At 54.8% G+C, this 12524-nt stretch carries 14 protein-coding genes and 1 tRNA gene; 8 read left to right on the top strand and 7 right to left on the bottom strand.

Annotation, left to right across the window (positions count from 1 at the left end; translation table 11 throughout):
• Nucleotides 1-13: 13 nt before the first annotated feature.
• On the top strand, nt 14-946 hold the full coding sequence (locus HF685_RS12540; RefSeq protein WP_168820281.1) for a YeeE/YedE thiosulfate transporter family protein: 933 nt from the start codon (nt 14-16) through the stop codon (nt 944-946).
• Here the strand turns inward: HF685_RS12540 and HF685_RS12545 are convergent.
• From HF685_RS12545 to HF685_RS12560, 4 genes are read right to left on the bottom strand one after another with little or no spacing between them, the layout of a single operon-like run.
• A complete protein-coding gene (locus HF685_RS12545; RefSeq protein ID WP_168820282.1) occupies nt 918-1463 on the bottom strand; it encodes a DUF1003 domain-containing protein in 546 nt (181 codons plus the stop codon). The genes HF685_RS12540 and HF685_RS12545 overlap by 29 nt on opposite strands.
• 31 nt (nt 1464-1494) lie before the next feature.
• Nucleotides 1495-1974: an asparaginase domain-containing protein gene (locus HF685_RS12550; protein WP_168820283.1), complete on the bottom strand. Its 480-nt coding sequence runs from the start codon at nt 1972-1974 to the stop codon at nt 1495-1497.
• Entirely contained in the window at nt 1974-2474 is a 501-nt protein-coding gene (locus tag HF685_RS12555) for a DUF3291 domain-containing protein (RefSeq protein WP_211051183.1), read from the bottom strand. The genes HF685_RS12550 and HF685_RS12555 overlap by 1 nt, the downstream gene beginning before the upstream one ends.
• Nucleotides 2471-4066, bottom strand: coding sequence for a lysine--tRNA ligase (locus HF685_RS12560; protein WP_168820284.1), 1596 nt, complete (start codon nt 4064-4066; stop codon nt 2471-2473). The genes HF685_RS12555 and HF685_RS12560 overlap by 4 nt, the downstream gene beginning before the upstream one ends.
• Nucleotides 4067-4156: 90 nt before the next feature.
• Here HF685_RS12560 and HF685_RS12565 point away from each other — a divergent pair, with 90 nt between their 5' ends.
• From HF685_RS12565 to HF685_RS12580, 4 genes are all read left to right on the top strand, one after another.
• Nucleotides 4157-4726 carry an NnrU family protein gene (locus HF685_RS12565; protein ID WP_168820285.1) on the top strand — a complete coding sequence of 190 codons (570 nt, stop codon included), beginning with the start codon at nt 4157-4159 and terminating at the stop codon, nt 4724-4726.
• Entirely contained in the window at nt 4727-7489 is a 2763-nt protein-coding gene (locus HF685_RS12570) for an ATP-dependent DNA helicase (RefSeq protein WP_211051185.1), read from the top strand.
• A gap of 228 nt (nt 7490-7717) precedes the next feature.
• On the top strand, nt 7718-8260 hold the full coding sequence (locus HF685_RS12575; protein ID WP_168820286.1) for a SixA phosphatase family protein: 543 nt from the start codon (nt 7718-7720) through the stop codon (nt 8258-8260).
• Nucleotides 8261-8275: 15 nt separating this feature from the next.
• Nucleotides 8276-8872 carry a hypothetical protein gene (locus HF685_RS12580; RefSeq protein ID WP_168820287.1) on the top strand — a complete coding sequence of 199 codons (597 nt, stop codon included), beginning with the start codon at nt 8276-8278 and terminating at the stop codon, nt 8870-8872.
• On the opposite strand, the gene HF685_RS12585 is transcribed toward HF685_RS12580, so the two are convergent.
• Both HF685_RS12585 and HF685_RS12590 read right to left on the bottom strand, forming a co-directional pair.
• Nucleotides 8869-9264, bottom strand: coding sequence for a MerR family transcriptional regulator (locus HF685_RS12585; RefSeq protein WP_168820288.1), 396 nt, complete (start codon nt 9262-9264; stop codon nt 8869-8871). The genes HF685_RS12580 and HF685_RS12585 overlap by 4 nt on opposite strands.
• Before the next feature lie 20 nt (nt 9265-9284).
• Entirely contained in the window at nt 9285-9584 is a 300-nt protein-coding gene (locus HF685_RS12590; RefSeq protein WP_168820289.1) for an integration host factor subunit alpha, read from the bottom strand.
• A 123-nt stretch (nt 9585-9707) separates the two neighbouring features.
• Here HF685_RS12590 and HF685_RS12595 point away from each other — a divergent pair, with 123 nt between their 5' ends.
• Nucleotides 9708-10505 (top strand): thioesterase family protein, encoded by a 798-nt coding sequence (locus tag HF685_RS12595; RefSeq protein ID WP_168820290.1) that lies wholly within the window; start codon nt 9708-9710, stop codon nt 10503-10505.
• Nucleotides 10506-10565: 60 nt separating this feature from the next.
• Here HF685_RS12595 and HF685_RS12600 read toward each other — a convergent pair.
• Nucleotides 10566-10651 (bottom strand) — tRNA-Tyr (locus HF685_RS12600).
• Between the two features lie 156 nt (nt 10652-10807).
• On the opposite strand from HF685_RS12600, the gene rlmB reads away from it, so the two are divergent.
• Complete coding sequence (gene rlmB, locus HF685_RS12605) at nt 10808-11560, top strand: 23S rRNA (guanosine(2251)-2'-O)-methyltransferase RlmB (RefSeq protein WP_168820291.1); 753 nt, start codon at nt 10808-10810, stop codon at nt 11558-11560.
• 3 nt (nt 11561-11563) lie between these two features.
• Complete coding sequence (locus HF685_RS12610) at nt 11564-12499, top strand: hypothetical protein (protein WP_168820292.1); 936 nt, start codon at nt 11564-11566, stop codon at nt 12497-12499.
• The last annotated feature ends 25 nt before the right edge of the window (nt 12500-12524 follow it).

A 12524-nucleotide genomic window follows, 5' to 3' on the forward strand; every position in this document is an offset into this window, starting at 1 on the left:
TATGCAAAAAGGCATGTCGGTATTTTACGTGATCCCTCTTGCGTTCATTCTCGGGTTTTCTCTTGGACGGGTGGCGACTTGCACGGTTGCCGCCACGGGGCGTTGGGTGGAGGAAGGCCAGACGGACTGGCTGTTCGGATTGTTGATTATCGCGAGTTGGGCGGCGATGGTATTGTTTGCTCTGGTCGAATTTACTGGTCGGGCGCATATCCCGCTCGATATCGCGATCAATGTGCAGTTGTTTTTTGGGGCAGCACTGATGGGCATTGGGGCGCTCATCAATCGCGGATGTTTTGTTGGCACTGTGGGATATATCGGGACCGGGAAGTTCAGCTATATGTTGAGCTTTGTCGGGCTAGCCTTTGCGCTTTGGTTAGCGCGCGGCGATGTTCTGGATCCTTTTGGGCCTGTCAAATTTCTGCCGCGCACCAGCGTCGATGAAAGTATCGCAAAACAGATTGTGCTCGTGTTTTTTGCTATGCTTTGTCTGTTCAGTCTTTGGCTGATGATCGCAAAACGCCAACCAGCTTATCTGGCTCTTGCCGCTGTCGGGGTGAGCGCAGCGGTTATTTATGGCACTCGTCCTGAGTGGGCTTATGCGGCGCAACTCAACAGTTTTATTCAGGGGCAGGGACTGTCGGTTGGTGGTACCATCGAAGGCGCCGTTGCGGCATTGTTTGCCGGTGCAATTTTTTCAAGCTGGCTGAAAGACCGGTTCAAGCCGACACTTGGTAGCTGGAAACTGGCAATTGCTAACTTCGCGGGTGGCTTTCTGATGGGCATTGGCGCGAGTGCTGTACCTGGCGGCAATGATGTGCTGTTGATGTGGACGATACCAGGGCTGACGCTCTATGGCGCTGTCGCTTATCTGGTGATGATCGGGACTATTGCGGTCATTATGTTCGGTTTCAAAAAATTCAGTCCGCAGGCTTCAGCACTAACTTGATCTCGGCCAAGTCCGTTTCGAGCTTCACTATCTTTTCCAAAGTCAAAAGGTCTATTTTCTCGTGTAACCTTATGATATCAATCTCTGCCCGCAGATTGACTTCATAGTCATGAGCGGCAGCAATCCGGTCTTTGTTCGAAGCGCGGTTCTGGCTCATCATAATGATTGGTGCCTGAATGGCGGCGAGCGTCGACAGCATCAAGTTCAGGAAAATAAACGGGTAGGGATCAAAAGCGGCATTGAACTTGGTCAGAATTTCCGAGTTCAGCAGCATCCAGCCGAACAGCACAACCGCAAAGGCAATTATAAAAGCCCAGGAGCCACCGACTGCTGCCACCCTGTCTGACAGGCGTTCGCCAAAACTGGCCTGTTCGTCAGCCCGGTCGGCCGCATCTTCGCTGACGATGGTTCTTTGGTAAATACTCTCAAGGACATTGCGCTCTTCCGGGCCCAGTTCGTGGGTTTCCTTGCCGAGCAAATCGTTGGCGAGTTGATCAACATTTCTAAGGCTGTTCATCCTCTATGGTCTCCATTATCCTCAGACTTGGCTATTGATGAATGAAACGATGTGCTGCCCTGTCTTTCCGGGCAGTTGCCGGGTCAAAAACCTCACCGTTCATTGCAATGTAAACGCCGGGGGGCAAAGTCTGGGTTGCAGCTAACGCAAATCCGACATTAAATTCAGCATCGCTATTGCGCAAAGTTGCTGGCTGCATGGCCCCGGTTATGACTATGGTCTTGCCCGGGATATCGGCCAGTATACATCCAGTTTGCACCATTGTATCGGTTCCGTGCGTTACGAGTATTTTATTGGCATCACTATTTGCAACCGCCGCGTGAATAGCAGCGCGGTCTTCGTCGGTCAGTTCAAGGCTGTCCTTGCGCATCAACTGGGTTACGCGGTGTGCGACAAAGACATTATTTTCTGCCAGAATATCCGGCAATGCGGTCGCGCCAATTTTATACTCCGAAAGCGCATCAAAATAGACCTTATCTATGGTGCCGCCTGTCGTGAAGATATCGATCATTATGCACATTCATCCAAAACTGGCATGGCGGGCATGCCATCGGGGGCATCATATGGCTGACGGAATGTAAATGATACCATCGTGGGCCCATGCTCTTTCAAATATTCGATTTTGGCTAAACCCTCATCGACCGACGGAATGTGACCAATCGGAACCCACCAAAGCGCTTGATACACATCCATATGCTCGGCCCATTCCCGTCGGCGACGCATGACGGCCAGATGTTCCGGGTTTTTATAAACATAGTCGCCCAACGATTGCACATCTTCCCAAACCGACATGTTGACCGCAAAGCGCGGGTCATCCGGGATCGGGTCAATATCAACCGCATCATTGCCATCTCCCATCAGCCGCCAGATAAAGCCCGGTGCCTTGTCAGCAAGAGCGTTAACCGGATCGAGCGCCGCCATGAAATCGGCATTGGCGGGATCATCCTTTGATTTCTTGAACCGCAGGACGTTTATCTGGGCGAGCGAAAAACCATTCATGATGCCACTCAAGATAAAGCTTCCGCGATAAGCCTGCGCGTATTCTCCACGCCATAAAGCGCGATAAAACTGCCCATACGGGGCCCTTGTGAGCTGCCCAAGAGCGTTTCATAAAGCGCTTTGAACCAGTCGCGCAGATTGTCAAACCCGCCTTCCTTGCCGATGGTATAGACGATCGTCTGGATGTCTTCGGCCACTGCGGTTTCGGGCAATACAGTAAGTTCGCTATCAAGCCGTTCCAGCGCTGCTATTTCAACGCCTTCCGGCTTACGGCGCTGCAAGGTCGGCGCGATAAAGTCTTTGTGATAGGCCATGGCATTGCCAATCAGCTCATCCAGATCGGGATAGCGTTCCGGTGTCGCATCGGGCGCATATTGACGCAGATAGCTCCAGATTTGCTCCCGATCCGCATCGCCCATCACGCCAACCAGGTTCAACAATAAGCCAAAAGTAACCGGAATGGTGCTAGTGGGAACCTGACCATTGTGGACATGATGCACGGCATTGCCGAGCTGTTTCTCGGGCTCCTGCTCATGCCAATTGGCGCGGGATTGGAAATATTCATCCACCGCTTTGGGAATCACTCCCATATGCAGTTGCTTGGCAGATTTCGGTTCGCGAAAAATATAGAAGGCGAGGCTGTTTTCCGAGCCATAGCGCAGCCATTCGTCCAGGCTCAGACCATTGCCCTTGGACTTGGAAATTTTCTCGCCTCTTTCATCGAGGAACATTTCATAAATCAAACCTTCAGGCTTGCGCGCACCCAGCACCTTGGCGATCTTACCGGACTGGATACCGCTATCGGTAAGGTCTTTGCCGTACATTTCATAATCAACGCCAAGCGCAACCCAGCGCATTGCCCAGTCAACCTTCCATTGCAGCTTGGCACCTCCGGTGAGCGCATTATGCTCCACCATCTCGCCTTCGTCTTCGAACCGTATTGTGCCTGCTTCAGGGTCGAGCACCTCGACCGGCACCTGCAGCACATGGCCGGTTTTCGGGCTGATTGGCAGGATCGGTGAATAAGTCGCCTGCCTTTCCTTGCCCAAAGTCGGCAGCATAATGTCAAGTATCTGCTGATTGCGCGCCAGCACCAGTTTCAGCGTGTCGTCAAACGCGCCAGCCTGATATTGCTCGGTTGAGGACACGAACTCATAGTCAAAGCCGAACTGGTCGAGAAAATCGCGCAGCATCGCATTATTATGCGCGGCAAAGCTCTCATGATCGGTCTCGAACGGGTTGGGCACCTGGGTCAAAGGCTTGTGCAGATGCTCGGCCAGCATATCCTGATTGGGGACATTGGTTGGCACTTTGCGAAAGCCGTCCATATCATCAGAGAAGGCAATTAGCCGGGTAGGATTGCCGGTGAGTGTTTCATAGGCATTGCGGACCATCGTGGTGCGGAGCACTTCATTGAACGTGCCGATATGCGGCAGGCCGGAGGGACCATAGCCGGTTTCAAACAGCATCGGCTCTCCGCCCGGTTTTGGCGCAGGCGCGCCCCGTTCGCCGCGATAGCGTTTGAGCAATTTGCGCGCTTCTTCAAACGGCCATGCTTTGCTTGTCTCTGCGGCTTCTCGGTAATCAATTTTCGTATCTGGCACGGGCACAATATCCTGTTAAAAATCTAATGCGGCATTACTGGTGTTAGCCTGTATAGCAAGTTAGAACGTGACAAAAGCAGGAGTTGCAAGATGGGAATGTTAATCGCTGGTGTGTTGCTGTGGAGCATAGTGCATCTGATGAAATCGGTAACGCCGGGCGTCCGCGCTGGCATTGTCACCAAGCTCGGGGCAGGGCCGCATCAGGGACTGGTCGCCCTTTTGATCGTTACGTCGCTCGCGCTGATGATATTTGGCTGGCGCTCGATAGTGCCGGAATTTGTCTATGATCCGCCAAGCTGGGGTCGGCATCTGAACATGCTGCTGATGATCTTGGCGATCTATTTGTTTGGCGTTGCGCAAGGAAAATCACGGATCAAGCAATGGCTCCGTCACCCGATGCTGACAGGCATGGCTATTTGGGCAGGCGGTCATCTGCTGGCCAATGGTGATAATCGCTCGCTGGTTTTATTTGGCGGATTACTGGTTTGGGCCTTGGTGTCGATCATCACCGTTTCGCGCAATGAAGGCGCTTGGCAAAAGCCCACCGTGTTTCCGAGCGCCGGTCGCGAGATTCTCAGCGTGGTTATTGCGCTGATTCTCTACGGAGTATTATTTGGCGCGCATCGGTGGATCGCTGGCGTGCCGCTTGTCGGCGGATAAGTGAGCATAAAGCCGCTCCCTTATCCCGCACTCCACGCCAGTCATAGCGGCATCTGGATTTGCGGAACCGACGGAATTTCCCGCGCTATCGGCAAGGGGGAAGCCATCGGCGCGGTTGCCGAAACACCGCACATCCTGCTCAATGCGCCGTTACTGGGGCAACGCCTCGGCTATCCTGATCTCTCAGGACTTGACCTGCTGGAGCTCTTCGCATTTATCTATCCTGCCCGGTTCGTGGTTCCGACCCCGGCGGGCATGGCGAAGACTTTGGGGCTCAATGTACCGGAGCAGGAAGCCGACGTCGCAGCCTTTTGCCGGGCCGCTGCGGCGGCGCTGATGGAACAGATGGAGGCTCGAAACTGGAAAGAGCGAGAGGGCGCGTGGAGCAGCGCGCAGGCTCTTTATCGCCTCCGCTGGCCGTGGGCGAGCGAAGTTGCGCAAAAGTTGGAAAAACCTGCGCAGGGGGAGCGTTGGCTGTTCTCCAAGCTCGAAGAATGGGAGGAACAGCCGCCCCGCCCGGCACCCAAATCCATCACCTTGAGCAAGCAGGATACCCTGGCCACTTTGTCTACATTGACGGGCGAGGGTGCGGAAGACCGGCAGGGCCAGAAAAGCTATGCCGCTGCGGTCGCCGGGATATTCAATCCGCGCAGAATTAAGGGTGCGCCCAATATGCTGCTCGCTGAAGCGGGAACCGGTATTGGCAAAACCCTGGGTTATCTTGCGCCGGCGTCCTTATGGTCGGCAGAAGCCGGTGGAGCGGTCTGGATATCGACCTTCACCAAAGCACTGCAGCGCCAGCTCGACCGCGAAACCCGGCGAATCTATCCCGATGAAGAGAGCTTTCGCAAAAAGGTCGTGGTGCGCAAGGGGCGTGAAAATTATCTCTGTCTGCTCAATCTGGAAGATGCGTTGCAGGGCGGCTTTGCTGGACGCGCCGCCATTCTCGCACATCTGGTGGCGCGCTGGGCGGCCTTTACCAAAGATGGTGATATGATCGGTGGCGATCTGCCGGGATGGCTGACCACCCTGTTTCGCCGCAACGGTTCAACCGCGCTGACGGACCGGCGCGGCGAGTGCGTCTATGCCGGTTGTCCGCATTACCGCAAATGCTTCATCGAAAAATCCACCCGCGCAAGCCAGCAGGCTGATCTGGTGATTGCCAATCATGCGCTGGTGATGGTCAATGCCGCGCGGGGTCGCGAACAACAAAACCGCCCGACGCGGATCATTTTTGATGAAGGCCATCATCTGTTTGATGCGGCGGACTCGATGTTTGCCGCACGGCTTTCCGGCCAGGAAGCGATTGAAATCCGCCGCTGGGTGATCGGGCCTGAGTCCAAATCGCGCGGTCGCCGCAGAGGCCTTGCTGCGCGCCTTGCTGATGTCGCATCCTATGATGATGAAGGGGGACGCGCGATTGAAAGCGCGCGCCATGCCGCCGAAGCGTTGCCGACCGATGGCTGGCTCCAGCGGCTTTCTGAAGGGGAAGAATTTGGCCCGGTGGAAGCCTTGCTCGCCGAAGTGCGGACGGTGGTTTTTGCCCGCGATGAAAGCCAGAGCGCCGATGCCGGCTATGGTCTGGAAACCGAACTGACCGAAGTCGAAGGTCCGATGATCGATGCAGTGGCGACCGCTGCACAAGCGATGGATGCGCTGCTCAAACCGCTGGTCAGGTTGGGACAGCGGATCGAGCATCTGATCGAAGAAGGCCCGGACTGGATGGATGCGCAGGCCCGGGCGCGGATGGAAGGTGCGCTCTCCAGTCTCGGCTGGCGTTGCGATACGCTGTCGGGCTGGCTTTCTTTGCTGTCGCGGATCGGTGGTCCTGCAGATCCCGATTTTGTCGACTGGCTGATGATAGATCGGTTTGAGGGCCGCGAATATGATATCGGCATTTGCCGCCACTGGCTGGACCCGACAATCCCGGTGACCGAAGTGGTTACAAAGCCTGCACACGGTGTCATGATTACCTCGGCCACTTTAAAAGGAGGCGGCGAATGGGAAACTGCGCGCGCACGCAGCGGAGCCGTCCACCTTGATCATCCGGCGCAAGAATTTGAAGTGAAAAGCCCGTTCAACTACGCTGAGCAAGCCAAAGTGATTATTGTGACGGATGTAAAACGGGGTGATATGGCCGGATTGGCCGGGGCTTATGCGCAGCTGATCGAAGCATCGGACGGCGGCACATTGGGCCTGTTCACGGCCATCCGCCGCCTGCGCACGGTCTATGCCCGGATTGCCGATCGCATGGCGCAAAGCGGATTGCCGATTTACGCGCAGCATGTCGACCCGATCGACACCGGTACGCTGGTTGATATTTTTCGTGACGATCCCAAAGCCAGTTTGCTGGGCACGGATGCGCTGCGCGACGGGGTTGATGTGCCGGGTGATAGTCTGCGCCTGGTAGTGATGGAATCGGTACCCTGGCCGCGTCCCAATATTTTGCACCGGGCCCGTCGGTTGGCAGGCGGCGGTACTGCTTATGATGATCGCATCATCCGCGCCCGGCTCGCGCAGGCCTTTGGGCGGATTATTCGTCGGAGCGACGATCATGGGCACTTTGTAATCTTGTCATCGGCTTTTCCGTCACGGTTGTTAAGCGCGTTTCCGGTAGGGACGCCGGTTGAGCGGATGCCGCTCGAATTTGCGCTTAGAGAGGTGCGCGAGGCGTCTTCTTTTAACCTTAAACGCCATGCGGAGAGAGGTTTTACTTTGTCTCGCGCTAGTTCGCTTCGCTCACGCTCCGAAGGGGCGGCCTGACCCGCCCACGCGCGCTATCTGACTTTGGCGCGCGTGCCTCGCGATCATTCGCTCGGTGTTCCAACTGGTAATGAGCTGAAGTGATACCGACGCGAAGCGGAGGCAAGCGCGACTGCGCGCCCGAGCTTATGCGAGCATAGCCAAGGGAGCGGATGCGACCGCCCGGCGCTTGAGGTTTGAAAAATACAGTCTTTCCCCAGCAACATTTTTCCGCCAAGATACATTCAGATGAAAAAACTCAGTCTCTTGCGCCATGCGAAATCCGGATGGGATGATCCTGTATCGAGAGATTTTGATCGCCCACTTAACGACAAGGGCAAGCGCGCTTCCAAAGCTATTGGGGCGTTTATCAAGGACAATGATCTGGCCTATGACCAGATATTGGCATCCCCGGCGGTTCGGGTCATCGAAACGCTGGAGCATGTCGAGGAAGCCTGCGGTCTTTCGATGGAGCCGACATGGGATCGCAAAATCTACCTCGCTTCCTCCGCGACATTATTGGATGTATTACGCGGAGCGAATGCGGATGCGGAACATATATTGATGGTCGGCCATAACCCGGGGCTGGAAGACCTGATCTTTGATCTCGTACCCGATGATGGCTCGTCAGAAGCGCGTGACGCGGTGGAACAGAAATATCCCACCGCCGCGCTCGCAGAGATGAATCTGGATATCGAAAGTTGGGAAGATATTGCCGAAAACAGTGGCATGCTGGTTCGCTTCACGCGCCCGCGGGACCTGGATCCGGAGCTGGGGCCGGATTATTCCTAAGCCTTCCCCGCAAAAATGCTGAGCGACTTTGCAGCAAAAGAAATATACGGGTTGCTCGCGCTCATCCTGACCTTCGTTGCCTTCATTCCCTATTATCTTTCAATCTGGCGAGGCAACACCAAGCCGCATGTGTTTTCATGGTGTATCTGGGGCGCGGGCACGGTGATAGTATGTGCCGCACAACTGGCCGATGGGGCTGGTATTGGTGCATGGCCGATTGGCGTTTCGGGGTTGCTGACATTTGGCGTGGCCATTCTGGCATCAATGCGATCTGCCGATCTTTCCATTGTGAAACTGGACTGGTTGTTTCTCATTCTGGCGCTCAGCGCATTGCCATTATGGTTCATTACCTCAACGCCACTGTCGGCGGTGATCGTTTTGACCGTTGTCGATCTTTTCGGCTTCGGACCCTCCGTTAGAAAGGCATATCATTACCCGCATGAAGAAAAGGCAACGCTTTTTCTGATCGCAGTTTTCCGAAATATTTTCGTCATCGCGGCATTGGAAAATTATTCGTGGACGACTGCTCTGTTTCCAGCGGTGGTTGGGATGGCCTGCGTGATATTTGTACTGCTGATTATGTTGAGGCGAATGATAGCCGCGAAATCCTAAGCCTCGTTAAGCGCGCTCGACAGCCGGTCGCGGATGGACTTTAGTTCTTTCACAATCAGGCTGTTGTCTTCCGTCCCCGGACCAGTCATCGGTAAGGCAGATGCAGTGGAAGTTGCCATCGCCGGGGCTTCGGCAATTGTTGTCGGCTGGTTCTTGCGCGATGTAAGAAACTTGCGCGCGCCTTTGATCGTATAGCCTTCTTCATGGAGCAGGCGGTTGATCGTCTTCACCATCTCAACATCTTCCGGGCGATAGTGCCGCCGCGACCCGGCCCGCTTCAAGGGCTGGAGCATAGCAAACTGGTCCTCCCAGTAGCGCAAGATATGGGGCTTGATCTTTAACTCTTTGGAGAGTTCTCCGATGGTTCGGAAGGCACCGCTATCTTTCATCATACTATACTCGATTGATAGATTTAATCCGCAGCAATGATGCGGTCGCGCATGGTCTGGCTGGCGCGGAATGTCAGCACCCGGCGCGGTGCGATCGGGACTTCAACGCCCGTTTTTGGATTACGTCCGGTACGTTCGCCCTTGTCGCGCAAAACAAACGTGCCAAAACCGGAAATTTTCACATTCTGCCCGTCAATAAGGGCTTCGATCATATGATCGAGAATGGACTCGACCATCACCGCGCTATCGGCGCGGGAAAGGCCCACTTGCCGGTTCATCGTGTCCGAAAGATCTGCTCTGGTCAGGGTGCTCGAATAGCTCATCACAATATCTCCGTGTAAGAGATTGAAATAAAGGCAGAGACATAAAGCAAACCAAGCCGATTGTAAACGTTAACGTCAATCTTAACAGTGGATTTCAATAAATTAGCAGGATATGCGGCACCGATGACCGACAAAAAAATACAGCCCGTAGCTCTGGCAAGACTCCTCTCGCAATGCGGTAAAGGTGGGGGAGAGAATCCGATAGACTTGCCGCAAAGCTGGACGCAGGGGCGCACGGCCTTTGGCGGCTTGTCAGCGGCGCTCGCCTATCAGGCCGCCAGCCAGATTGAGGATGACCTGCCCGGTTTGCGCTCTGCTCAGATCGCATTTGTCGGCCCGCTGTTTGGAAGGCTGACGGCAGAAACCGAGATGCTCCGCCGCGGCAAAAGCACTGCCTTTGTCGGATCAAACATCTTTGGTGACAAGGGCCTTGGTCTGCATTGCAGTTTTGTCTTCGCCGCGCAGCGCGATACGGCAGTCACGACCTCGGATATGATAAAGCCGGATTTTCCACCCTTCCCCGACGGCGCGGATCTGCATAGTGGACCACCGCAGTTTTTCACGTCCAATATGGAATATGTTGGCAAGCGGATTGATACCAGTATTAAAACAAACCACCTGACCCGCTGGATGCGATTGAAGCAACGCGAGGACCTCAATATCGTAGCTGAATTGCTGTGCATGGGAGACAGTCTGCCACCATCCCTGATGGGCTTGCTCGACCAGAACGCGATGGTGAGTTCGATGAACTGGCAGATCAATATTATTGCCGATGAAATCCATACCGCAGATGGCTGGTGGTTAATCGATTCCCACACGCACCATGCTGATCATGGCGCGAGCAGCCAATATATGAGCATGTGGAATAGCGAGAAAGAGCTCATCGCAACCGGTATGCAGAGCGTCGCTTATTATGCTTGAATGAGGCGCGTGTCGCATGGGTCGATTGGTTGGCCTGCAAGTCATAGCTTTGGCGAAGAGTGGTGGACAGGATAGGATTCGAACCTATGTACGCTTACACGGGCAGATTTACAGTCTGCTGCCTTTAACCACTCGGCCACCTGTCCATTTGGTCACCAAATCCATGCCTTTGCAGGCAAGAGCGGCTCAATGACGAAAGCACGCGCTGCTGTCAATGGTCAGCTTTTCCAAATTTGCGGATTCATTGTTCATGGTCTGAAAAAAGGGCTGCGCATTTGGCGGCGAGGCGCTAGGGCTTGGTGATGGCAAGAAAAAACAGATCAATCAAGAAAACCGGCAGCGGCCTTAAATTCTGGGGGCGTCACGCGATAGAGGCGGCACTCGAAAACCCCCGCCGGGTGGTAAAAAAAATATCGGGAACGCGAGAAGCGCTTGCAGGGCTGGATCTGCCGACTGACCTTTCGGTGGTCTATTGCGATGTCGCTGATCTTGGACGGGTGGTTCCGCGAGAGGCGCCGCATCAGGGCATGGTTGCCGATGTTGATCCGTTGCCGGATATCTGGCTCGGCGACATGCTGGACGCTGCGAGTGAATCCGGACGCCCGATATTGCTGCTCGACCAGGTGACTGACCCGCATAATGTCGGCGCGATTTTGCGCTCGGCAGCGGCCTTTGATTCTGCTGCGATTGTGACGCAGGACCGACATGCACCGCCGGAATCAGGAACGGTGGCGAAATCAGCATCGGGCGCGCTGGAAATCGTGCCGTGGGTGCGGGTGGTCAATCTGTCCCGTGCGCTCGATGAAATCGCTGAGGCGGGCTATTGGCGTATCGGGCTGGACGGTGATGCAGAGCAAACGCTTGGCGAAACGATGGGCCAAAGCAAGCTGGCGCTGGTGATGGGCGCGGAAGGCGAGGGTCTGCGCCAGAATGTCGCGGCTCATTGTGATACGCTGGCGAGACTGCCTATGAGCCAGCGCATGGAGAGCCTGAATGTGTCCAATGCGGCTGCCATCGCGCTCTATGCGGAGTATACCCGAAGCAAGGAGGATTAGATTGTGAAGCTGTTTGCGAAATTCGTTGCGGTATTGGCCGCGCCAATGCTGCTGACCGGTTGCCTGTTCCTGCCGGGTAAGTTTGATGCAACCTTGAAGCTCCATCAGGGCGGGAAATATGAATTCACCTATGTTGGCGAGATGCAGATTGTTGCTGGCGACGACAAGGATATGTCCCAACCCAAGCTGGAACCATTCGACAAGGAAAATGCGCGTTGCAATGACTGGATTGAGAGTGACGGCACCAAAACACCCAATGTCTATTACGGCAATTACAGTGAACCAACAGAAGTCGCCGTCTCGGACGCTGAAGCTGCGACAGATGGTGATGAAGCATCACCGCGCCGGGTGAAGCGCGATTGCACCAAAGACGAACTGGCTGAACTGGAACAGCAGCAGATCGAAACATACGAACGCCGCAAAGAGGATTATGAGCAACGGACCGGCATGATGGCTTCGATGTTTGGCGGCGCGGTTCCGGGCAATGATGAAGCGCTCAAGAAATTCGCAGCGCAATTGATGAAATATGATGGTTGGGAAAAGGCCGAATATGTCGGCGATAATAAATTTGATGTTGAATATCGCGCAGCCGGGACGTTTGACCGCTATTTTGCTTTTCCGATCCTCAATGATGCGGCGATGCAATATCCGTTTTTTCAGATTGTTCCGCGCAAATCGGGCGAGTTGGAAGTCATGTCTCCTGCGGTTGGTGGCTCCAACTCGTTTCTGTCGCTGGCAATGATTGGCGGGATGCGCGGGGGCAATAACAAGGACATGCCGATGAGCGAAATCTCCGGTAGCTTCACGCTGGAAACTGATGGCGAAGTGCTCGCGAACAATGGCCCCGATGGCTATGAAACAAATGGCAGCAGCAAGACGATACGTTGGGATGTAAAGGGCTTGAAAGAAAGTCCGCGCGCTTTGATCCGGTTGAAATAGATGGTGGTAGAAAACAAAAAAGGGA

The sequence above is a fragment of the Parasphingorhabdus halotolerans genome, from assembly GCF_012516475.1.
Lineage (GTDB): Bacteria > Pseudomonadota > Alphaproteobacteria > Sphingomonadales > Sphingomonadaceae > Parasphingorhabdus > Parasphingorhabdus halotolerans.

Coding starts and splice junctions, on each gene's coding strand:
- HF685_RS12580 (WP_168820287.1), top strand. CDS start 8,276: ATGCTGAGCGACTTTGCAGCAAAAGAAATATACGGGTTGCTCGCGCTC.
- HF685_RS12585 (WP_168820288.1), bottom strand. CDS start 9,264: ATGATGAAAGATAGCGGTGCCTTCCGAACCATCGGAGAACTCTCCAAA.
- rlmB (WP_168820291.1), top strand. CDS start 10,808: ATGGCAAGAAAAAACAGATCAATCAAGAAAACCGGCAGCGGCCTTAAA.
- HF685_RS12595 (WP_168820290.1), top strand. CDS start 9,708: ATGACCGACAAAAAAATACAGCCCGTAGCTCTGGCAAGACTCCTCTCG.
- HF685_RS12550 (WP_168820283.1), bottom strand. CDS start 1,974: ATGATCGATATCTTCACGACAGGCGGCACCATAGATAAGGTCTATTTT.
- HF685_RS12540 (WP_168820281.1), top strand. CDS start 14: ATGTCGGTATTTTACGTGATCCCTCTTGCGTTCATTCTCGGGTTTTCT.
- HF685_RS12590 (WP_168820289.1), bottom strand. CDS start 9,584: ATGAGCTATTCGAGCACCCTGACCAGAGCAGATCTTTCGGACACGATG.
- HF685_RS12565 (WP_168820285.1), top strand. CDS start 4,157: ATGGGAATGTTAATCGCTGGTGTGTTGCTGTGGAGCATAGTGCATCTG.
- HF685_RS12575 (WP_168820286.1), top strand. CDS start 7,718: ATGAAAAAACTCAGTCTCTTGCGCCATGCGAAATCCGGATGGGATGAT.
- HF685_RS12545 (WP_168820282.1), bottom strand. CDS start 1,463: ATGAACAGCCTTAGAAATGTTGATCAACTCGCCAACGATTTGCTCGGC.